Raw genomic sequence first — 19,909 nt, 5'->3', positions numbered from 1 at the left:
GCGGGGCCGAGGCCCCGCCCTAATCGTTTGCGTCGAGGCTGCGGGCCAGGGCGCAGAATGCCTCGAGCGACACCCGTTCCGCCCGCTCGGTCGGCGGAATTCCGACAGCCCCCAGATGCGCCTCGATATCGGGCGCGAGCCCCCGGAGCGAGGCGCGCAGCATCTTCCGACGCTGGCCAAAGGCGGCGGCCGTGACCCGCTCCAGCGTCTTCAGCCGGGCCGGAAAGCGCGGCTCAGGCAGCGCGTCGAGGTGCACGACCGACGAGGACACCTTGGGCGGCGGCACGAAGGCATCGGGCGGCAGTTCCAGCACCACGCGCGGCGTGGCCCGCCACTGGGCAAGGATGGCCAGACGTCCGTAGGCGTCATCCCCAGCCTGGGCGGTGATCCGCTGCGCCACCTCGCGCTGGAACATCAGCGTCAGCGAGGTCCAGAATGGCGGCCACTCGGGCGGGGTCAGCCACCGGATGAGCAGCTCGGTTCCCACGTTGTAGGGCAGGTTCGCGACCACCCGGACAGGCGGGGCAAGGCGGCCCGACAGGTCCACCGTCAGCGCGTCGCCCTCGATCACCTCGAGCCGCCCTGGATAATGTGCCGCAACCTCGGCCAGCGCGGGCAGGCAGCGCGCATCCTTCTCCACCGCAACGACCTTGCGGGCCCCCTCGGCCAGCAGCCCGCGCGTGAGACCGCCCGGGCCGGGACCCACCTCAAGGATATCGGACTGGGCGAGTTTGCCCGCCGACCGCGCGATGCGCGCGGTAAGGTTCAGGTCCAGGATGAAGTTCTGCCCCAGCGCTTTGCGGGCCGACAGCCCATGCGTCGCGATGACGTCGCGCAGCGGCGGCAGCCCGTCTATGGCCGCCATGGCGTCCCCCTTTGGCCCGAAAGCCGCCCGGCAACCTCCAGCGCTGCGATCATGGAACGGGGGTCCGCCACGCCCTGACCGGCGATGCCGAAGGCGGTGCCGTGATCCGGCGAGGTGCGCACGAAGGGCAGCCCCGCCGTGACATTGACGCCGCGCGCGAAGTCCACCGTCTTGATCGGGATCAGTGCCTGATCATGATACATGCAGATGGCGGCGTCGTAGGTGGCCCGAGCCGCTTCATGGAACATCGTGTCAGCCGGGAGCGGTCCCGACAACACCATCCCCTCGGCCCGCAGACGGTCCAGCACGGGCCGGATGACCGTCCGCTCCTCCGAGCCCATGAGCCCGTCCTCGCCCGCATGTGGATTCAGCCCCGCGACCGCAATCCGCGGGGCCGTCAAGCCCCAGTCGTGGCGCAGCGACGCATCCGTTATGCGGATAACGGCTTCAAGCCGTTCGGGCGTCAGCAGGCGCGGCACTTCGGACAGGGCGATGTGTATGGTGGCCGGAACGACGCGCAGCCCTTCGCAGGCCAGCATCATCACCACGTCCACGTCGCCGCCCAGATGGGCCAGGTACTCCGTATGGCCGGGGTAGCCGAAGCCCGCGCCCGACACGAGCGCTGCCTTGGAGATCGGTGCCGTGCAGAGCGCCGAGGCGCGTCCCGTCCGGATCAGCGCCACCGCGTCCCGTATGGCGTCGATCACCCCTTGGGCATGGGCCGGGTTCGGATGGCCCGGCGTGACCGGCGGGCCAAAGTCGCGGGCCAGCACGGGGAGGGCGCGCGACGCCATCCCGGCCGCCTCCTCGGGGCCTGCGACTTCGGCCACCGGCGTTCCGGGTGGCAAATGGCACGGATCGCCGATCCAGAGCATGGGCAGGCGCAGCGCGTCCCAGGCCTTGGCCGCGACCTCGGGTCCGATGCCCGCAGGCTCCCCGCACGAGACGACGATCGTCATGACCGCGCCACGCCCGGCCGTGTCATTCGCCCACGATCGTGGCGCTGGCCCGTAGGTCGGCGATCAGCGTATCGGCATAGCCCTGCAACTGCTCGCCCCGGAGGAGGTTGCGGACGGCGTCCCGGTCCGGCGCTCCCTCGGGGAGCCCAAAGGTCCGGCCGCACAGCATGGTGAAGACCAGAACCTGCCCCCCGTTTTCCGTGCGGCCCCATGTCGCTTCGCCGGCATCGAGGGCGGCAAGGTCCAGGGCCACGTCCTGCGGGATCGCGGCTGGGGCGACCGTCTCTCGCTGGATGTTGCCGTCGGGCAAGCCCTTGCCGAACAGGTCCACGCAGTCGTCCACCTGCCCGTCAAGCTGGGCGGCCTGGGCCAGCGCCTCGGGCGACCGGCCACCCGGGATGCGGACCAGGGCGTAATCCACCGACTCGGGCGCTGCCGCTGGCACCTGGCCTTCGCGGACAGCCCGAAGCTGGAGAAGCGCCACCGCGCCCGTGACCGGGAGCGGCGGGGTCACCTCGCCGGGCGCCAGGCCCAGCAGAAGGTCGCGGAGCGCCTCGGGATAGTTCGACAGCGGCACCCAGTCGAGTTGTCCTCCCTGGTCCCGCGACGGCACGGCCGACACCTCGCGGGCGGCGGCCGAGAACGCCTCGGCGGAGTCGAGCCCCGAAATCTCCTCGGCCACGGCGCGCGCCTGCGCTTCCTGGCCCTCAGGCGCGGGGATGACGATCTCGGACAGCAGGACCTCGATCCCGGTGGTCTGGTTGGACTGCTGCGCGAGGGCTTGCTCCAGCTCCTCGTCCGAAATCTCGATCCGTTCGGCGTAGCGGGCGCGTATGTAGTCGCGCCAGCTTGCGTTGATGCCCACGTAATCGCGCAGCGATTCGTAGGCGATGCCTTCGCCTTCAAGTTGCGCCACGAAGGCTTCGGCGGACAGGTTCGCGCGAGAGGCGAAATCCTCCAAGGCCCGCTCGAGCCCGTCCTCCTCCAGGGCGATCCCGACTCGGTCGAGTTCCTGCTGCTTCAGCCGCTCCTCGACGAGCTGGGTCCGTGCCAGTTCGGGCAGGTCGCCCGGCGTGCCAAAGGCATCCAGGAGCCGGACGCGCTGGTCCAGTTCGTAGCCGGTGACCGCGCGGTCGTTGACCACGATGACCGGGGAGAACAGATCCTGCGCGGCAACGGGCCCAGACAAGGCTACAGCGACGCCAAGCGCCCGCAAGAAGTTACCGGTTGCCATCGCCCCTCCTAGCTCAGCCGCCGCATGCGCCAGGGGTGACCCGCGCCTGCCGTCCGGCCGAGAAGCCGTTGAGATTGACCCCGAGCCCGAAGCTGGTGGAGGGCTCCACGTCGTCGGTGGAGGTGTAGCGGCGCGCGACGGAGACGTCCACCTCCACGCATTCGTTACGCCAGCCCAGGCCCAGCCCGGCCCGCGCCGGCTGGGCGTTCGCGGCGTCGTAGCGGGCGTCCGCCCGGACCGTCCAGCGCTCGGACGGGGTCCAGGCGGCATCGATGGTCCATTCGGCGGCGCGATCGGGGCGCGACTCGGCCGGGTCGGCGGGCAGGTACAGGAACCCCGCCGAAAGATTGATCGCCCGGTTGGACCAGTCCACCCGTGCCTCGGTCTTGCCGATGTCGAAGTCCGACAGGCTCCCGGCCAGCAGCGTCCGCGCATCCAGGGCAAAGCCGCCCTCGAGGTCGAGCTGCCCGCCCAGAAGCCAATCCGAGGCTGTGCCCGAGAGCCCAGACGCGTCCGACGCCTCGACCGATTCGGTCCGAAGTACCCGTCCCAGCGCCAGCGTCGAAGCGAAGCCCGGCCCCTGCCGCGTCCAGGACAGCCCGACCGACAGGCGCCCGCCCTCCTCGGCGGCGTCCTCGCCGGGGAACCGGGTCAGGGCGAACAGGTTCGCCTCGTCGAACTCGGGTAAGCGGCTGTCCTCGTTCGGGGGCAGGTCGCCATAGACGCCCGACCAGCCCAGGGAGGCCACGGGCTCGATCAGGTCCGACACGCCGCCCCCGCCATGACGGACCACGGGCCAGCGCAGGGTCGCCGCCGCCGCGGGCGTCGCCCGCAGGAGGGAGCCGGGCCTATCCGGGTCGTCGTTGACGCGATAAGCGTCCAAGGCGCCCCGGGCCTCGCCCTCCACCACCAGTCCCGGCCCCCAGATGACATCCCGGCGCCAGCCCGCCGCGGCCCCGGCACGCGTCACGTCGCGCCGGTCCTCGATGTCGCCCTCGGCCCCCCGGCGGAAACTTTCGAGATCCGCGCGCAGCGTCGCGGTCCCACCCATGGCAGCCAGCCGCTTGTCCCAGGACAGGGCGCCCAGCACTGGCGGCAGGGCCTCCTCCTCGGCGTCGTCGTCGCGCAGGGACCGGATATGCGTGATCTCGCCCAGGAACAGCGCGGTCTCTCCCACCCGGCTCAGCCGGACCGAGGAATCGAGCCGATCCAGATCGGAATAGCCGTAGTCGAGCAGATAGGCCTCGTCGCTGACCGCCGTGCCCGAGAAGGCGAGGTCCAGCCGGTCGCCCAGGTCGAAGGCCCCGTCCACCGACACGAAGCCGCGCGGACCCTCCTTCAGGTCGTCGTTGCTGGTCGCGCCGTTCACCTCCAGCGTCCCGGCCAGGAATGCCTGCCGGTAGCGCGCCTCGAGGGTGCGGGTGTGGGGCGACAGGTAGGGCACCAGCGTCAGGTCGCGCGACGGCCCGATCTCGATGAAGGTGGGCAGTTTGATCCCGAGTCCGAGCTGGTCCGTCGTGCGGACGCGCGGGATGAGAAGGCCGGTCGCCCGCACGTTGGTCGGGTCCGGCAGCCGCAGGCGAGGGATCCACAGGATGGGCACGCCCCGGATCAGGAACCGCGCATTGTCGAAGAACAACTGCTGCGCCACCTCGTCGTGGACGACCTGCTCGGCCCGGATCTCCCATAGCGGCGCGCGTCCGGGGCAGACCTGGCACGAGGAGACCGCCGTGCCCGTCAGCGCCGTGAGCCCGCCCACGCGGTCGATGCGGTTCGCCGCAAGCTGGAGCTGCCGGTCCAGCACCAGCCGCGCCCCGCGCAGGAGGCCGTCCTCAAGCCGGGGGTCCAGCTCGGCCCTCTCGGCGGTCAGCACCGTGCCGTCCGGGTCGCGGATCAGGATCGGCCCTTCGATGGTCAGCCGGTCGGCGGCGCGGTCATAGGTGACCTGGGCGGCGGACAGGGTCGTCCCCTCATAGAGGGCCTGCACGTTGCCCGACGCGACCAGCCGTTCGTCGGCGGTGACGAACAGGCGGTCGGCCACCAGGACGGCGCTGTCCTGCGCCACGGCGACGGCAGGCAGCAACCAGAGGAGAAGGGCCAGGAGGCGTTTCATCCTTCCTCCAGATGCAGCAGCAGTCCCATGGACAGGCCAATGGCCACGAGGGGCGGGGCCCAGGCCGACAGGGCGGGCGGGATCTGCCCAGCCTCGCCCAGGACCTGCGACAGGTTGCGCAGGAAGTACACGGCAAAGCCCGCGAGGATGGCCGCCAACACCAAGGTTCCCGTGCGCCGCCCGCGCTGATGGTGCATGGTGAACCCCGCCGCGACCAGCACCATCGCGACCAGGAAGGCGGGCAGCGCCAGTTCCATCTGCAGGAAGACCCGGTGCCTCTGGGCGGCAAAGCCCGCCTCCTCGAGCCGCGCGATGAAGCGCGGAAGCTCCCAGATCGGGATGGAGGACGGCGTGCCGAAGCTGTCGCGGATCTGATCGGCGGTGAGAGAGGACGGCAGTTCGAGCGACGCATGCCGCTGCGCCCCGGCTTCGGGGTTCGCCGCATCCAGGGGCCAGACCGTCGCGTCGGTCAGGGTCCATCCGCCCGAGGCCAGATGGGCGGCCTGCGCCTCGACGCGCTGGACCGGGCGGCCGTCCCTGTCGAAGCCCAGGAAGGTCACGCCCCCCAGCGAGGTGCCGTCAAGGTTCGACCGTTCGGCCCGGATCACCGTCGGCCCGGACGACCCGCTCTGCCGCAGCCAGAGCCCGTCATCGGACAGGGCCAGCGCCGATTCCTGTCCTTCCAGGCGGCCCACGCGCGATTCGTACTCGCGCGAGGTGGCGGCCACGATGGGGTTGAAGGCGGCGACGGCCACCACGCCCAGCAGCGCCGCCACTACCGATGGCCCGAGCAGCGCCCGCAGCGCCGACCGCCCCGAGCCCCGCGTGACTGCCAGCTCCGACGACCGGGCCAGCCCCAGGAACATGGCGATGGCGGCGATGATCGTGACCAGCGGCAGAATGCCGTACAGGCCCGCCGGCACGTTGAGCAGCGTCAGCCCGATCAGAGGCCACAGCCCGTCCGCGTCGTCCGAAAAGCGCCTGACCTCCTCCACGAGGTCGATCAGGGCGAAGATGCCGAAGAACACCAGCAGCGTCCGTAGAAAGGTGCGCAGGAACCGCCGCGCGAGGTAGCGGTCCAGGATCATGCCGGCACCGCCCGCGCGACGCACCGGGGCCGTGCGGCAAGCCAAAGGAGCGCCGCCGCGGCCGTGAAGCCCAGGACTGCCGGCAGATAGCTCAGCGGCCAGAGCGTGGGTTCGTCGCGCACCGCCTGGAGGGAGGCCGACTCGATGCCCTTGATGACGATCACCAGCACGACCGCCAGGACGACCTGCCGCCAAACGCCGAATCGGCTGAACTGACCCAGCAGCAGCGACCCCAGCCCGATGAGCGCCGCCACCGGCGCGAGAAGTCCTTCCGCGATCCGGTCCTGCGCCTCGGCGAAAAGCTGCGGGCCGGTCTTGCCGGTCTCGAGGGTCAGCGCCTCAGAGGGCCGCAGCAGCTCCAGGGTCGACAGCTCGCGCGAGTTGCGGCGGGCCTGGGTGGCGCTGGGCAGAAGGGGGCTCAGGTCATAGGACAGGTCCGTGAATCCGGTGGACAGGAGCCGCCCCCGGTCTTCGTCCAGCCGCTGGATCATGCCGTCCACCATCACAAGCTGCGGCCCCTCGGTCCCGCGCACCAGATAGGCCGAGGCAGCGGTATAGGTGACGCTCTGGCCGGGGTCCCGCGTGTCGGACAGCAGCAGGCCCCGCAACTCGCCCTGGGGCGTGATCTGCCGGATATAAAGCGTCAGGCCGTCGCGGGGCGAGATGAACTCCCCCTCGCGCAGGAGGCGGGCGGTGGCGGTGGCCGCGATCTCGGACTGGCGGGCGTTGAGGCGGCCGAGGCTTGCGGGCGTCAGCACATGGGACAGCACGCCGATCAGCACGCCCACGATCAGGCCGAAGACCAGGACCGGCCGGGCCAACCGCCAGGGCGACGCGCCCGTCGCCTGCACCACCGTCAGCTCCGAATCGCCCGACAGCCGCGCCAAGGCGTAAAGCGTGGCCGCAAAGGCGGCGAGCGGCAGCACCAGCTTGATGATCGACGGCAGCGCCAGCGCCGTCAGCTCCAGAAAGACCCAGGCCGACTGCCCATCCGCGATGAGCTGGTCGAACAGGACCACCGCCCGGTTGATCCAGTACACCATCACGAGCACGAGAGAGGCGAGCCCGAAGACCGTCATCAGCTGCGACAGCAGGTATCGGTCGATCCGGGCCACGCGCATCCCTCTTGCCTCGGCCCCAGGACTATCGCGGATCGGGCGCGGGTTGAACCTTCTTCTGGCATAGGCCGGGGGGGCGGGCTACCAACACACCGCCAAGCCGCAGGAGCCCCCATGACCGAGCCTCTCGCCATCACCTATGCCGCCCCCGACGCCGAGGCGCTGGCCCAGGCCACCGGCCGCATCGCCCTCCTGGTCGAGACCGAGGGTCGGATGTCGCCCGCCGCGCGCAAGGTGGACCAACTGACCCGCAAGGCCGTGTCGCGCCTCGTGGCCTCCCCCGCCTGGGAAAAGGCCAAGCCCGGCGAGGCCACGCTTTTGGCCTTTCCCGCCGGGCTCGCGGCCGAGGGGCTGGTCGTCGTCAAGGCGCCCCGCAAGCCCACCGCGACCGAGGCGCGCGCCATCGGGGCCGCTCTTGCCAAGGCGCGTGGCACCGGGCCGCTGACCGTCGTCGCGACCGGATTTACCCTCCCCGAAGAACTGGCCATGGCGCTGACGCTGCGCGCCTATGACTTCGTGGACCACAAGACCGCCCCGCGCGACCCCACGGGGCCGGTGACGATGGTCGTGGACGACCCGGACGCCGTCCGCGCACGCCTCGGGCCCTTCGATGCCGTCGCCTCGGGGGTCTTCTTCACCCGCGACCTCGTCAACGAGCCCGCCAACGTCCTCACCACCACCGAATTTGCCCAGCGCCTCGAAGGGCTGCGCGACCTGGGGGTGGAGGTCGAGGTGCTGGAGGAGGCCGACCTCGAACGGCTCGGGATGCGGCTGCTGCTGGCCGTGGGGCAGGGCTCCGAGAGCCCGTCCAAGGTCGTCGTCATGCAGTGGAACGGCGGCGGGGACGAGAAGCCCTTCGCCTTCGTGGGCAAGGGCGTGGTCTTCGACACCGGTGGCATTTCCATCAAGCCCGCGGGCGGGATGGAGGACATGACCATGGACATGGGCGGCGCGGGCGTCGTGGCCGGGGTCATGCGGACGCTGGCGCTGCGCAAGGCGCGGGCCAACGTTGTGGGCCTTGTGGGCCTGGTGGAGAACATGCCCTCGGGCAACGCGACCCGTCCCGGTGACGTGGTCGCCTCCATGAAGGGCGACACGGTCGAGATCATCAACACCGACGCCGAAGGGCGGCTCGTCCTTGCCGACGTGCTCTGGTACGCCCAGGACCGCTTCCAGCCCACGGGCATCGTCAACCTCGCCACCCTCACCGGCGCGATCATCGTCGCGCTGGGCCACGAGAACGCGGGCGTTTTCTCGAACGATGACGCGCTGGCCGATGCGCTCGTGGCCGCCGCCAAGGCCGAGGGCGAGGGCGCGTGGCGGATGCCGATGGGCGACGCCTACGACCAGAAGCTGAAAAGCCGGATCGCCGACATGATGAACGTGGGCGGGCGTGACGGCGGCTCGATCACGGCCGCGCAGTTCCTCAAGCGCTTCATCAAGGACGGCACGCCTTGGTGCCACATCGACATCGCGGGCGTGGCGTCGGTCAAGTCCGACACGACGCTGGCCCCCAAGGGCGCGACCGGCTGGGGCGTCATGGCGCTGAACCGCCTGATCGCGGACCGCTACGAGGCCAAGGGCTGAGCCAGGACCGGGGTCCGATGCCCGAGGCCTTCTTCTACCAGCTCAACGGCGACTCGCCCGAGGCGGTCCTGCCCCGCATGCTCGACATGGCGCTCCAGAAGGGGTGGCGGATCGAGGTGCGGGGCCCCGAGGCCCACCGTCAGGAGCGGCTCGACCTCGCTCTCTGGGGCCCGGGCGAGGAGTTCCGGCCCCATGGTCTTGCCGGTGGGCCGCATGACGCGGACCAGCCGATCCTGCTGACGGTGGGGGCAGGGACGGGCGGGCGCGACTGCCTGATGGCGCTGGACGGCGCGCCCGTGACCGAGGCCGAAGCCCGCGCGGCGGCCCGCGTTTGCGTAATCTTCGACGGAGCCGACCCCGAGGCGCTGTCCACCGCGCGGGGGCAATGGAAGGCGCTGACCGGAGCGGGTCTCGCCGCGCGCTTCTACGTCCGCGAGGATGGCGGCTGGGCGCTCAGACAGGAGCGTCCGGCGACCCCGTGACGCTCCAGCGCCGCTCGTTCGCCTCGATGGCGGCGATGCGCTCCTCGGTCTTTGGATGGGTCAGCAGCCAAGCCGGCGCTTGGGCCGCACCCCCGCCCGCCATCGCTCCCAGCTTGCGGAACAGCGACTTCTGCGGCCCGGTCCCGATTCCCGCCTTGAGGAGGACAGCCGTCGCATAGGCGTCGGCCTCGTATTCGTCGCGCCGCGACAGCCCGGCCGCCAGCAGGCCCATCAGGGCCTGGGCGACCCAGACCCCGATGCCCGGCAGCAGCCGCCCCAGCACCATGGCGAGTCCGACCTTGACCGCATTCTGTCCGGTGAAGTCGATCATCCGCCGCCTTGCATGGCCCAACGCGACATGGCCCAGCTCATGGGCCACCACGCTCCCCATCTCCTCAGCGGTGACCTGGCCGGCGCGGAAGCGGTCATAGAAGCCGCGCGTGATGAAGATGCGCCCATCCGCCGAGGCCAGCCCGTTGATCATCGGCACCTGATACAGGTGCACCTTGATGCGCGGCACGTCCAGCACCTGCGCCAGCCGGGCCAGGATCGGGCGAAGCTCGGGGTCCACGAGCTCCACCGATTTCTCGTCAAACTCGCGGGCTGTGCGCCAGGCCAGCAGGCGCGCATAGACGACCGCGCCAACGACGAGGAGGATGAGCGGGAGGAAACGGATCATGCGGGGAATATGGGCACCCCGAAGCCTTGGCTCAAGCGCGGCCGGGACCCGCGCCGGTCACGATTCCGGCTATACGAGGCTGCGCTGAATGGCGATCAGCACGAAGGTTCCCAGAAGGCCGCCGATGATGGCCCCGACCGTCGTCCATTGCAGCAGGTCGAGCCCGCGCCCGCCACGCCTCCGCGCACCGAGGAGGCCAGACAGGGCGCCCAGAACAAGGCCCGCCAGAGGATAGATCATGGAGCCGGTCTCCTGTCCGCAGAAGCGTCGTGCGCGGCGACCGGGTTGTTCGGAACCAGACCACCCGGCCGCGTCCCGGAGCCCTAGCCTGCCCACCGGACAGGGTCCAGTCCGTCCGTCCGGTCCGCAGCGAGGTCCCGTGCCGCAAGGCGCCGCCCTTCGCACGGATTGTCGGCGGTTCCATGACGGTTCGAGGTCAGAACGATGGCGGACCGTCGATGCCGCGGCAGCCGTGGCGGTCCCGCAACAGGAAGAACCAAGGTTCCTGGCAACGGTCGCTGTCAAGCTGCGGTAAGCGTTCCAGCTTCGCCCTTGGGTTGAGAAACGGCGTCTGGATCGCTTGTCAAGTATTGGAGCGTCCTCACGAAAACGGGGCGTGACAGCGCAGGGCCGGGCGTGTAGGAGCCCGGCAAGGACAGCAAGGAAAGCCGGAAGACTGGTGCCCTTCACGTACCAGGCTTCGGCCGGTCAGGGGAGCTACCATGAAAGCCGAAGTATTCCTGCCGGAGGATTATCGTCCCGCCGAGGACGAGCCCTTCATGAACGACCGCCAGATGGAGTACTTCCGCCGGAAGCTGCTGGCGTGGAAAGTGGAACTGCTCAAGGACTCCCACGATACCATCGAAGGGATGAAGGACGGCACCCGCAACATCCCCGACGTCGCCGACCGCGCCTCCGAGGAGACTGACCGCGCTCTCGAGCTGCGGACCCGTGACCGGCAGCGCAAGCTCGTGTCCAAGATCGACGCCGCGCTGCGCCGCATCGAGGAAGGGGAATACGGCTACTGCGAGATCACCGGAGAGCCCATCTCGCTCAAGCGGCTCGACGCCCGTCCCATCGCCACCATGACCCTCGAAGCGCAGGAGCGCCACGAGCGTCGCGAGAAGGTGCACCGCGACGACTGACGTCCTCATCGTCGGGGGCGGCATCGCCGGCCTCGCCTGCGCCCTGACCTTCGGGCGGCGCGGCGCGCGGGTCCAGGTGCTCGAACAGGCCCCGGCCATCACCGAGGTCGGCGCCGGCCTCCAGATCACCCCCAATGGCAACGCGGTTCTGAGGGCCTTGGGGCTTGTCCCTGAGGCAGCCGGGCTCCGGGCGCAGGCGGTGGAGCCCTGGGATGCCCTGACGGGTCGCCGCATCGCCCGCTTCGACCTGAACCGGGTTGGCGGGGACTACCTGTTCTTTCACCGGGCCGACCTCATCGGCCTTCTCCACGACGCCGTGCAGGCCACGGGCATCCCCATCCGCACGGGCGGTCGCGTTCAGGCGGTGACGCCCACCGGCGTCCAGCTAGAAGACGGCGAATCTTTGGACGCCGACCTCGTGGTCGGGGCCGATGGGCTGCATTCGGTCGTGCGTCGGCATCTGATGGGCGGGGACGCGCCCTTCTTCACCGGGCAGGTCGCTTGGCGCGCCCTGGTGGACCACCCGCACGAGGCCGTGGCCCGCATCTGGATGGCCCCCGGCCGTCATGTCGTGACCTATCCGCTGCGCGATGGACGGCTGAACGTCGTCGCCGTCCGCGCCGAGGCCGCCTGGACCGAGGAAGGCTGGGCTCACGCCGACGATCCGGCGGCGGTAAGGCAGGCCTTTGCCGGCGTCGCGCCAGAGCTGTCCGACATTCTGGGCCGCATCCGCGAGGTGCGTCGCTGGGGCCTGTTCCGCCACCCTGTCCCCGAGCGATGGCACGATGGCAGGGCCGTCGTTCTGGGCGATGCGGCGCATCCGACGCTGCCCTTCCTGGCCCAGGGCGCGAATCTTGCTCTGGAAGATGCTTGGGTTCTCGCTCGCGAGGCGATGGAAGGTCGGCTCGACGCCTATCAGGCGCAGCGCCGCCCGCGCGTGCTGCGTGCCCTGGCCGCCGCCAACGCGAATGCCCGCAACTATCACCTGTCGGGGGTAGCCCGTCAGACAGCGGTTCTCGGGCTGCGGACGCTCGGCGCGGTGGCGCCTAACCTGTTCCTGCGCCGGTTCGACTGGCTCTACGGCTTCGACGTGACCCACCCGGCCTAGAAGTTGGCGCTCGCGCGGTCCGTGACCCGTTCCAGAACCTGGTGGGTGCGCCAGTCCACGCGGAAGGCATCCTGCCCGACCCGCATGTAGACCCAGCCATCCGACACCGGCGGCAAGCCGTAATAGTCCGCGTTCAGGATGATCGAGTACTCGCCGCGTGAGACCACCTGTCCCACATCGACCAGCGGCGTCGCGGCCGAGCTGCTGGTCATCGCGGTCTCGGGGGTCGCGGCCGCAGTGGTGACGGACGGCGTCACCCGGATGCAACGCGCCCCGGTCGTGGCCGTGCTGCACGCCGCCCAGGCCGGGACAGACAGGAAAGACACAGCCGCCGCAAGCGCAACGGCCGCAACCTGGGTAGAGAGGGACATGATCACGGCTCCTGACACGCATGTGATGTCCCAACAGCCACAGTCCGCTTAGGGTTCCAGGGTCGCAGTCCACTCCGTGCTTGACAGGCAGAAAAGATTCTGTCGCGCCTGCGGAACCCGATCAGGCGTCCAGATCGATCCAGACCGGCACATGGTCTGACGGCTTCGGTCCGCCACGCGCGTCCCGCTCGATCCATGCCTCCACGAGCAGGTCGGCAGCCTGAGGGGTCAGCAGGTGGTGGTCGATGCGGATGCCGTTGTCCCGCTCCCAGGACCCCCGCTGGAAGTCCCAGAAGGAATAGACGCCCGGCTCCTGGGTCCGCAGGCGTATGGCGTCATACAGCCCCAGCGCCTCGAGCCGCCGGAACGCCGACCGCGATTCGGGGCGGAACAGGGCATCCTCGCGCCAGTCGTCGGGCCGCCGCACGTCGCGCGGCTCGGGGATGACGTTGTAGTCGCCCGCAAAGACGGCCGGCTCCTCCGAAGTCATCACCGCGCGCACCCGCGCGCGCATCCGCTCCATCCAGGCCAGCTTGTAGCTGTACTTGTCGCCCGGCGCGGGGTTGCCGTTGGGCAGGTACAGGTTGCAGACCCGCACGGCGCGGCGCTCGCCCAGCACCGTGCCCTCGATCCAGCGCGCCTGCTCGTCCGATTCGTCGCCCGGGAGGCCCCGGATCACGTCCTCCAGCGGCAGCTTGGACAGGATCGCGACGCCGTTGAAACCCTTCTGCCCGTGGGTCGCGACGCGGTAGCCCAACCGCTCGATCTCCTCGCGCGGAAAGGCCTCGTCGACGATCTTGATCTCCTGCAGCAGCGCCACGTCGGGCGCCTGCTCGGAGAGCCACTGGGTCACGGTCTCGAACCGTGCGCGGATGCCGTTGATGTTGTAGGTCGCGATCTTCATGGCCGCGACCCTAGCCCACCCGCCTCAGATGGAGAAGGAGGTCCCGCACCCGCAGGACGCCGTGGCGTTCGGGTTGTCGATGACGAACCGCGCGCCGATCAGCTCCTCGGAAAAATCGATCCGGGCCTGGGCCAGGAAGGGCAGGGACACAGGGTCCACCACGACCGTCTCCCCCTCGCCGCTCAGCACGAGGTCGTCGGGCTTGGGCTCGTCCAGGACGATCTCGTATTGAAAGCCCGAGCAGCCACCCCCGGCCACGGCGACCCGCAGGACCTTGCCCTGCTCGGCCGCGCCGATCTCGGACAGCCGTGCAAAGGCGCGGGGGGTGACGATGGGCGGCACGACGGGCATCTGGAACGACATGGGGGGCCTCCGGGGATCGGACCTTCAGGATATAGGGCGGCCGCGCGACCGGCTCAACGGGTGCAGATCCGCCGCGGCCCCTCATAAGGCTGATAGGTGCAGTCCTCGGCGCGGAACGACTGGTAGGCGGCCGAGCAGGCGCGGATGTCGCATTGGGGGCCCTCGGCTCGCGCCGGGGCAGGGGCGACGCGCGCGGGCCCATCGTCCCGCGCGGCTTGCATGACCCGTCGGAAGATCTCGGCGGGCAACCCGCCCCCCGTGACCTCGTCCATGGGCGAATTGTCGTCGTTCCCGACCCAGACCCCGATGACCATCCCGCCGCCAAAGCCGATGAACCACGCGTCCCGGCTGTCCTGGCTGGTCCCGGTCTTGCCCGCGACCCGAAGGCCCTGAACCGTGGCCTCCCGGCCCGTGCCTTCGGACACCACGGCCCGCAGCATGCCCAGCATGGGATCGCGGGTGCGGGTCAGGCGGGTCTGCTCGCGGTCGTTCGTGCCGGTGACACCCAGCGCGTCGTCCTCGCCGAACCGCAGGGCCTCGATGCCCGTGGCGTTCACGGGCGTGCGGCCCAGCGCCATGGCGGCATAGGCTTCGGTCATATCCAGAAGCGTCACCTCGGATGTCCCGAGCGCGAGAGACGGCGTGGGCTTCAGCTCGGCCTCGATCCCGAACCGCCTAGCGACCGAGACGATGTTGTCCACGCCCACCTCCTGCGCCAGCCGCACGGTCGCCTGATTGTACGAATGGGTGAAGGCGTCGCGCAGCGTCACGGTGCCGTGGCTTTGGCCGCCAAAGTTCCGGGGCTCCCAGCCGTCGATCTCGATGGGGGCGTCCGAGATGGTGCTGTCCGGCGAGGCGCCCAGGATCAGCGCGGCCATGTAGACGAACAGCTTGAAGGTCGATCCGGGCTGGCGCAGCGCGTCGGTGGCCCGGTTGAACTGGCTTTCCCCGTAGTCGAGCCCGCCCACCATGGCCCGCACGCGTCCGTTTGGCGTCATCGCCACCAGCGCCGCCTGGCTCGCGCCCACCGCCGCGCCCTGATCCGCCATGACCTCCCGCACGATCCGCTCAGCCTCGGCCTGGAGTTCGAGGTCAAGGGTCGCCGTCGCGGTGAGCCCCTGAGATCCCGCGCTTTCCAGCGACACGGCCTCCTCCAGCACCCAGTCGCCGAAGTAGCTGCCCGCCCGGCTGGGCTGGGGCTCGGGCGCCAGGACGGCAAGCTGCGCGAGCGCCTGGTCCCGCGTCGCTTCGTCGATCCGGCCCTGATCCTCCATGACGGTCAGGACCAGCGCTGCACGGTTCTGCGCCCCGCCCAGGTCCGAGATGGGGTTGACCCGCGATGGCGACTGGATCGACGCCGCGAGAAGCGCCGCCTCGGGCAGTGACAGCTCTCCGATCTCCTTGCCGTAGTAGGTCTCGGCCGCGGCGGGCGCGCCATAGGCCCCGGACCCGAGATAGACCGAATTGAGATACAGCTCGAGGATCCGCTCCTTGGCCAACTGCCGTTCGAGGGTCGTGGCCAGCACGGCTTCCTGGAGCTTGCGCGACAGCGTCCGCTCGGGCCCGAGGTAAAGGATCTTGACCAGTTGCTGCGTGATGGTGCTGCCGCCCTCCACGACGCCGCCCGCGCTCAGGTTGCGGAACAGCGCCCGGCTGATCCCGCGCCAGTCCACGCCGTCATGCTCGCGGAAGCGCTGGTCCTCGATGGCGATCACGGCCTCGATCAGATGGGGCGGCATCTCGTCCAGCGCCGTATAGGGCGCGCGGTAGGCGCCGCGCGTGGTCAGCACCTCGCCGTCCGCGGTTCGGATCAGCAGCGTGGGCTCGGCTGCCGGCGGCAGCACGTCGGACAGCGGCAGGTCCCGCATGGTCAGCCAAAGCGCGACCAGCGTCCCCGTGACGCCAAGGCCCAGGCAAAGAAGCGCGCCGATGAACAGCCGCCACCCGCGCCGGATCGCACGGCTCCCCGGAGCCTTTCGCCGGCGGGGGCGACTCTGCGTGGACGGCATTCCGCTGTCCGGACCCGTGGCGGAGGCACCAGCAACGGCGGCGGTCCTGGATGAGGGCCTGCGCTTGGCAATCCCGCTCCGCACCGCCTGCCACCGGGTGGAGCCTTCGCGGCGCAGCGCCGAGGACAGCGCGCGGCCTGCGTCGCGCAGCGATGGCTCGGCTGGGGAAGGGGAGGAGACCGGCTCGGGAAGGGGCAACGGCTCGGCGGCCGACGGCTCCTCGCTGGGGCGGGGCTGGGTCGAACCGGGGTCGCGGGAAGGCGGATCGCTGGACGCGGACATCTCGGGCTCGACTGTTGCCTAAAAGCTAGTCACTCCTGCTCGTTCGTCAACCACGGCCCGGTTCGAGCCGCCGCCGGGCCTGTCGTTCCGCCCCCTCAGTCCGCCCCTGTCATCCCGCGCGTTTCGCATTAGGGTCAAGCTGCAACCCTCCGGGAATCCGTCATGCACGCCCCCTATGCCTCCTTGCCTGCCGAAAGCCGTGGCCGCCTCCACCCGGAGGAGGAAAGCCACTTCCGCACGCCCTTCCAGCGCGACCGCGACCGGATCATCCATGCCTCCGCGTTTCGCCGCCTCAAGCACAAGACGCAGGTCTTCATCGAGCATGAGGGCGACTACTTCCGCACGCGCCTCACCCACTCCATCGAGGTGGCGCAGGTCGCCCGCACCGTGTCCGCCGCGCTGGGCCTCAACACCGAACTGACTGAAGCCGTGGCGCTGGCCCACGACCTTGGCCATCCGCCCTTCGGCCACACCGGAGAGGACGCGCTGAACGATCTGATGGCCCCCTATGGCGGCTTCGACCACAACGCGCAGGCCATCCGCATCGTCACCAAGCTCGAACGGCACTATGCCGAATGGGACGGCCTCAACCTGACCTGGGAAACGCTGGAAGGCATCGCCAAGCACAACGGCCCGGTCCCGCGTCCCGCCCCTTATGCCCTGGAGGAATACAACGCCGTCCAGAACCTCGAACTCGAGACCCACGCCTCGGCCGAGGCGCAGGTGGCTGCGCTGTCCGACGACATCGCCTATTCCCACCACGACCTGCACGACGGCCTGCGGGCCGAGCTGTTCAGCACCGACGAGCTGGCCGAGCTGCCGGTCCTCCACGACAACTTCGCCGAGGTGGACCGCAAATATCCGGGCCTCAACTACTACCGCCGCCGCCACGAGGCGCTGCGCCGCTTCTTCGGGGTGCTGGTCGAGGATGTCATCACCCTGTCGCGCCGCACCCTGGCCGAGGCCGACCCCCAAAGCGTCGCGGATATCCGCCACGCCGGACGCATGATGATCCGCTTCTCGCCCGGCCTGTGGGACGACCTCAAGGTCATCCGCACTTTCCTGTTCCACCGCATGTACCGCGCCCCCAAGGTCGTGGATATGCGGCGCGAGGTGACGAGCGTGGTCCACGACTTGTTCCCCCTGTTCATGGCCAACCCGTCCGAACTGCCCAAGCAGTGGCGCAAGGACGTGGCCGAGGCCGCCGACGAGACGGCGCTGGCCCGGATCGTCGCCGACTACATCGCCGGCATGACCGACCGCTTCGCCATCGAGACGCACCAGCGGCTTCTGGGCAGTGACATGGTGGACCGGACACGGGCCCTGCGCGGCGGCTGAGCCGTGATCGGGGGCTGAAGCACGGGCCGGTCTCGGTCCGGCCACAGGCTGGCGGCTCTGGATGTTAAGGGTCTGTTAAGCGACCCTGCGCCCCTGGCATGGCGGGCTTGCAGGGATCGGACTCACGGTCGGGGCGCCGAAGCCCTATCTTGGTGGCAAGACAGAATCGCCCAGTTCCACCAAGGAATCCAAGATGTTCGCCCCGATCTCGCACTTTGCCGACCGTGTCCTCGGCGCCGCCGACATGTTCTTCACCGCCGCCCGCGTCGCAGGTGCCGTGGACCGTGGCGTGGCGCCCAACGACCGCGACCTCACGCGGCTCGGCATCGCACCCAAGGCCTTCGCCCGGATCAACTCGATCTGAGCGGTACGGGCTGAGCAGTACGGGCTGAGCGGTGCGCGGCCGCTCCGGCCCCCGGCTCTTCCGTAACCTCCCCGCTGCGTGGTAGGGCCTGCCCCCGAACAGTCAGGGGACCGGACCATGAACCTCTTCACCGACATCCGCACGCTCGTGCTCGACGCCGTGGGTGCCTTGGCGGCAGAGGGGCGACTGCCGCAGGGCCTTTCGACCGATGCCGTGGCGGTGGAGCCGCCGCGTGACCCGGGCCACGGCGACATGGCCACCAACGCAGCGATGGTGCTGGCCAAGCCCGCCGGCCAGAACCCCCGCGCCATCGCCGACGCCCTGGCCGAAAGGCTGCGCGCCGATCCCCGCATCCAGTCCGCCGAGCCTGCGGGTCCGGGATTCCTCAACCTCCGCCTCGCTCCGTCCGTCTGGCAGGGCGTCATCCGCGCCGTGCTGACCGACCCCGCCTATGGCCGCTCCACGCTGGGGCAGGGCCGCCGCGTGAACGTGGAGTTCGTGTCCGCGAACCCGACCGGCCCGATGCATGTGGGCCACACGCGGGGTGCGGTCTTCGGCGATGCGCTGGCGCGTCTTCTGGCCTTCGCGGGCTGGGACGTGACGCGCGAATACTACATCAACGACGGCGGCGCGCAGGTCGATGTGCTCGCCCGCAGTGCCTATGAGCGCTACCGCGAGGCCAACGGCCTCAGCCCCGAGATTGCCGAGGGCCTGTATCCCGGCGATTACCTCGTGCCCGTTGGCGAGGCGCTGAAGGAAAAGTACGGCGACACCCTTCTCGACAAGCCCGAATCCGAATGGCTGATCCCGGTGCGCGACATCGCCACCGACGCCATGATGGGCATGATCCGCGAGGATCTGGCCCTTCTGGGCGTCCAGATGGATATCTATTCGAGCGAGAAGGCCCTCTATGGCACCGGCCGGATCGAGGAAGCCATCGACCGCCTCCGCTCGCAGGGTCTGATCTACGAAGGCATCCTCGAGCCGCCCAAAGGCAAGCTCCCCGAGGATTGGGAGCCGCGCGAGCAGACGCTGTTCCGCTCCACCGCGCATGGCGACGACGTGGACCGCCCGGTGCGCAAGTCGGACGGAAGTTGGACCTACTTCGCCCCAGACATCGCCTACCATTACGACAAGACGCAGCGCGGCTTCGACCTGCTCATCGACGTGTTCGGGGCCGACCATGGCGGCTACGTCAAGCGGATGAAGGCGGCGGTCTCGGCCCTCACCAACGGCCGCGTGCCGATCGAGTTCAAGCTGATGCAACTCGTCAAGCTCCTCAAGAACGGGGAGCCTGTGAAGATGTCCAAGCGCTCGGGCAACTTCGTCACGCTCCGCGACGTGGTGGAGGAGGTGGGCGCCGACGTGACCCGCTTCGCCATGCTGACGCGCAAGAACGACGCGCCCTTGGACTTCGATTTCGACAAGGTTCTTGAACAATCCAAGGACAACCCCGTCTTCTACGTCCAGTACGCCCATGCCCGCGCGCAGTCGGTCCTGCGCAAGGCCCGCGAGGCCGGGATCGAGGTGGACGATCCCGCGCTGGAAGGTGTGGACCTGTCGCGTTTGGGCCACGAGGCCGAGATCAAGGTGGCCCATACCCTGGCCGAATGGCCACGCCTCGTGGAGATCGCCGCCAAGGGGGCCGAGCCGCACAGGATAGCCTTCTATCTCTATGACCTGGCGTCCGATTTTCATTCGCTCTGGAACAGGGGGAACGATGATTCATCCCTGCGATTCCTCCAGGAGGGCGATGTGGACACATCCCGCGCCAAGATTGCGCTCGTGCGGGCTGTTGCGGTTGTCATCGCATCCGGGCTCGGTATCCTTGGCGTGACCCCGGTGAACGAGATGCGCTGAAGCGCACCGGCCGGGTCGTTGAGGCAGCGGCGCCCCCGGA

20 protein-coding genes are annotated in these 19,909 nt (G+C 69.8%); 8 read left to right on the top strand and 12 right to left on the bottom strand.

Annotated elements, in window-relative coordinates; all coding sequences use genetic code 11:
* Nucleotides 1-19: 19 nt before the first annotated feature.
* Genes rsmA through lptF form a run of 6 tightly spaced genes read right to left on the bottom strand, consistent with a single transcriptional unit; the run spans nucleotide 20 to nucleotide 7,374 of the window.
* On the bottom strand, nucleotides 20-865 hold the full coding sequence (gene rsmA, locus FHG66_RS00270) for a 16S rRNA (adenine(1518)-N(6)/adenine(1519)-N(6))-dimethyltransferase RsmA (protein ID WP_139074531.1): 846 nt from the start codon (nucleotides 863-865) through the stop codon (nucleotides 20-22).
* Entirely contained in the window at nucleotides 853-1,824 is a 972-nt protein-coding gene (gene pdxA / locus FHG66_RS00265) for a 4-hydroxythreonine-4-phosphate dehydrogenase PdxA (protein WP_139074530.1), read from the bottom strand. The genes rsmA and pdxA overlap by 13 nt, the downstream gene beginning before the upstream one ends.
* Before the next feature lie 22 nt (nucleotides 1,825-1,846).
* Complete coding sequence (locus tag FHG66_RS00260) at nucleotides 1,847-3,058, bottom strand: peptidylprolyl isomerase (protein ID WP_139074529.1); 1,212 nt, start codon at nucleotides 3,056-3,058, stop codon at nucleotides 1,847-1,849.
* 13 nt (nucleotides 3,059-3,071) lie between these two features.
* Nucleotides 3,072-5,171 carry an LPS-assembly protein LptD gene (locus FHG66_RS00255; protein ID WP_139074528.1) on the bottom strand — a complete coding sequence of 700 codons (2,100 nt, stop codon included), beginning with the start codon at nucleotides 5,169-5,171 and terminating at the stop codon, nucleotides 3,072-3,074.
* Nucleotides 5,168-6,259: an LPS export ABC transporter permease LptG gene (lptG, locus tag FHG66_RS00250; protein WP_139074527.1), complete on the bottom strand. Its 1,092-nt coding sequence runs from the start codon at nucleotides 6,257-6,259 to the stop codon at nucleotides 5,168-5,170. Before lptG ends, FHG66_RS00255 begins: the two co-directional genes overlap by 4 nt.
* Complete coding sequence (gene lptF, locus FHG66_RS00245; protein WP_139074526.1) at nucleotides 6,256-7,374, bottom strand: LPS export ABC transporter permease LptF; 1,119 nt, start codon at nucleotides 7,372-7,374, stop codon at nucleotides 6,256-6,258. The genes lptG and lptF overlap by 4 nt, the downstream gene beginning before the upstream one ends.
* A gap of 117 nt (nucleotides 7,375-7,491) precedes the next feature.
* Here lptF and FHG66_RS00240 point away from each other — a divergent pair, with 117 nt between their 5' ends.
* Both FHG66_RS00240 and FHG66_RS00235 read left to right on the top strand, forming a co-directional pair.
* Nucleotides 7,492-8,964, top strand: a complete 1,473-nt coding sequence (locus FHG66_RS00240) for a leucyl aminopeptidase (RefSeq protein WP_139074525.1) — start codon at nucleotides 7,492-7,494, stop codon at nucleotides 8,962-8,964.
* Nucleotides 8,965-8,981: 17 nt separating this feature from the next.
* Nucleotides 8,982-9,446: a DNA polymerase III subunit chi gene (locus FHG66_RS00235; protein ID WP_139074524.1), complete on the top strand. Its 465-nt coding sequence runs from the start codon at nucleotides 8,982-8,984 to the stop codon at nucleotides 9,444-9,446.
* Here FHG66_RS00235 and FHG66_RS00230 read toward each other — a convergent pair.
* Nucleotides 9,418-10,125: a M48 family metallopeptidase gene (locus FHG66_RS00230; RefSeq protein ID WP_139074523.1), complete on the bottom strand. Its 708-nt coding sequence runs from the start codon at nucleotides 10,123-10,125 to the stop codon at nucleotides 9,418-9,420. The genes FHG66_RS00235 and FHG66_RS00230 overlap by 29 nt on opposite strands.
* A gap of 69 nt (nucleotides 10,126-10,194) precedes the next feature.
* Entirely contained in the window at nucleotides 10,195-10,365 is a 171-nt protein-coding gene (locus FHG66_RS00225) for a hypothetical protein (RefSeq protein WP_139074522.1), read from the bottom strand.
* 482 nt (nucleotides 10,366-10,847) lie between these two features.
* Between FHG66_RS00225 and dksA the strand changes: the two genes are divergently transcribed.
* Both dksA and FHG66_RS00215 read left to right on the top strand, forming a co-directional pair.
* Nucleotides 10,848-11,270 carry an RNA polymerase-binding protein DksA gene (dksA, locus tag FHG66_RS00220; protein WP_139074521.1) on the top strand — a complete coding sequence of 141 codons (423 nt, stop codon included), beginning with the start codon at nucleotides 10,848-10,850 and terminating at the stop codon, nucleotides 11,268-11,270.
* Nucleotides 11,271-11,277: 7 nt separating this feature from the next.
* A complete protein-coding gene (locus FHG66_RS00215) occupies nucleotides 11,278-12,378 on the top strand; it encodes an FAD-dependent monooxygenase (RefSeq protein ID WP_139074520.1) in 1,101 nt (366 codons plus the stop codon).
* Here FHG66_RS00215 and FHG66_RS00210 read toward each other — a convergent pair.
* The 4 genes from FHG66_RS00210 to FHG66_RS00195 form a co-directional block, all read right to left on the bottom strand.
* The gene (locus FHG66_RS00210) at nucleotides 12,375-12,749 is read right to left on the bottom strand and encodes a hypothetical protein (RefSeq protein ID WP_139074519.1); all 375 of its coding nucleotides are present in this window, start codon (nucleotides 12,747-12,749) and stop codon (nucleotides 12,375-12,377) included. The genes FHG66_RS00215 and FHG66_RS00210 overlap by 4 nt on opposite strands.
* Before the next feature lie 121 nt (nucleotides 12,750-12,870).
* A complete protein-coding gene (gene xth / locus FHG66_RS00205; protein ID WP_139074518.1) occupies nucleotides 12,871-13,653 on the bottom strand; it encodes an exodeoxyribonuclease III in 783 nt (260 codons plus the stop codon).
* A 24-nt stretch (nucleotides 13,654-13,677) separates the two neighbouring features.
* On the bottom strand, nucleotides 13,678-14,004 hold the full coding sequence (locus FHG66_RS00200) for a HesB/IscA family protein (protein ID WP_139074962.1): 327 nt from the start codon (nucleotides 14,002-14,004) through the stop codon (nucleotides 13,678-13,680).
* Nucleotides 14,005-14,069: 65 nt separating this feature from the next.
* On the bottom strand, nucleotides 14,070-16,025 hold the full coding sequence (locus tag FHG66_RS00195; protein WP_246082404.1) for a PBP1A family penicillin-binding protein: 1,956 nt from the start codon (nucleotides 16,023-16,025) through the stop codon (nucleotides 14,070-14,072).
* On the opposite strand from FHG66_RS00195, the gene FHG66_RS22070 reads away from it, so the two are divergent.
* From FHG66_RS22070 to argS, 4 genes are all read left to right on the top strand, one after another.
* Nucleotides 16,015-16,329, top strand: a complete 315-nt coding sequence (locus FHG66_RS22070; protein WP_246082403.1) for a hypothetical protein — start codon at nucleotides 16,015-16,017, stop codon at nucleotides 16,327-16,329. The genes FHG66_RS00195 and FHG66_RS22070 overlap by 11 nt on opposite strands.
* Nucleotides 16,330-16,469: 140 nt before the next feature.
* Entirely contained in the window at nucleotides 16,470-17,645 is a 1,176-nt protein-coding gene (locus tag FHG66_RS00190; RefSeq protein ID WP_139074516.1) for a deoxyguanosinetriphosphate triphosphohydrolase, read from the top strand.
* A 193-nt stretch (nucleotides 17,646-17,838) separates the two neighbouring features.
* Nucleotides 17,839-18,009 (top strand): hypothetical protein, encoded by a 171-nt coding sequence (locus FHG66_RS21420; protein WP_176556066.1) that lies wholly within the window; start codon nucleotides 17,839-17,841, stop codon nucleotides 18,007-18,009.
* A 117-nt stretch (nucleotides 18,010-18,126) separates the two neighbouring features.
* A complete protein-coding gene (argS, locus tag FHG66_RS00185; RefSeq protein ID WP_139074515.1) occupies nucleotides 18,127-19,869 on the top strand; it encodes an arginine--tRNA ligase in 1,743 nt (580 codons plus the stop codon).
* The last annotated feature ends 40 nt before the right edge of the window (nucleotides 19,870-19,909 follow it).

This window comes from Rubellimicrobium rubrum (assembly GCF_006152115.1).
GTDB lineage: Bacteria > Pseudomonadota > Alphaproteobacteria > Rhodobacterales > Rhodobacteraceae > Rubellimicrobium > Rubellimicrobium rubrum.
Note: the sequence above shows the minus strand (reverse complement) of the source record. Positions and strands in the feature narration are given on the sequence as shown.

What these genes read in the sequence shown, in the direction of transcription:
- rsmA (WP_139074531.1), bottom strand. Translation starts at nt 865, where the DNA reads ATGGCGGCCATAGACGGGCTGCCGCCGCTGCGCGACGTCATCGCGACG.
- FHG66_RS00195 (WP_246082404.1), bottom strand. Translation starts at nt 16,025, where the DNA reads ATGCCGTCCACGCAGAGTCGCCCCCGCCGGCGAAAGGCTCCGGGGAGC.
- FHG66_RS21420 (WP_176556066.1), top strand. Translation starts at nt 17,839, where the DNA reads ATGTTCGCCCCGATCTCGCACTTTGCCGACCGTGTCCTCGGCGCCGCC.
- FHG66_RS00225 (WP_139074522.1), bottom strand. Translation starts at nt 10,365, where the DNA reads ATGATCTATCCTCTGGCGGGCCTTGTTCTGGGCGCCCTGTCTGGCCTC.
- FHG66_RS00210 (WP_139074519.1), bottom strand. Translation starts at nt 12,749, where the DNA reads ATGTCCCTCTCTACCCAGGTTGCGGCCGTTGCGCTTGCGGCGGCTGTG.
- pdxA (WP_139074530.1), bottom strand. Translation starts at nt 1,824, where the DNA reads ATGACGATCGTCGTCTCGTGCGGGGAGCCTGCGGGCATCGGACCCGAG.
- FHG66_RS00240 (WP_139074525.1), top strand. Translation starts at nt 7,492, where the DNA reads ATGACCGAGCCTCTCGCCATCACCTATGCCGCCCCCGACGCCGAGGCG.
- FHG66_RS00255 (WP_139074528.1), bottom strand. Translation starts at nt 5,171, where the DNA reads ATGAAACGCCTCCTGGCCCTTCTCCTCTGGTTGCTGCCTGCCGTCGCC.
- FHG66_RS00230 (WP_139074523.1), bottom strand. Translation starts at nt 10,125, where the DNA reads ATGATCCGTTTCCTCCCGCTCATCCTCCTCGTCGTTGGCGCGGTCGTC.
- dksA (WP_139074521.1), top strand. Translation starts at nt 10,848, where the DNA reads ATGAAAGCCGAAGTATTCCTGCCGGAGGATTATCGTCCCGCCGAGGAC.
- FHG66_RS00260 (WP_139074529.1), bottom strand. Translation starts at nt 3,058, where the DNA reads ATGGCAACCGGTAACTTCTTGCGGGCGCTTGGCGTCGCTGTAGCCTTG.
- argS (WP_139074515.1), top strand. Translation starts at nt 18,127, where the DNA reads ATGAACCTCTTCACCGACATCCGCACGCTCGTGCTCGACGCCGTGGGT.
- FHG66_RS00190 (WP_139074516.1), top strand. Translation starts at nt 16,470, where the DNA reads ATGCACGCCCCCTATGCCTCCTTGCCTGCCGAAAGCCGTGGCCGCCTC.
- FHG66_RS00200 (WP_139074962.1), bottom strand. Translation starts at nt 14,004, where the DNA reads ATGCCCGTCGTGCCGCCCATCGTCACCCCCCGCGCCTTTGCACGGCTG.
- xth (WP_139074518.1), bottom strand. Translation starts at nt 13,653, where the DNA reads ATGAAGATCGCGACCTACAACATCAACGGCATCCGCGCACGGTTCGAG.
- FHG66_RS00235 (WP_139074524.1), top strand. Translation starts at nt 8,982, where the DNA reads ATGCCCGAGGCCTTCTTCTACCAGCTCAACGGCGACTCGCCCGAGGCG.
- lptG (WP_139074527.1), bottom strand. Translation starts at nt 6,259, where the DNA reads ATGATCCTGGACCGCTACCTCGCGCGGCGGTTCCTGCGCACCTTTCTA.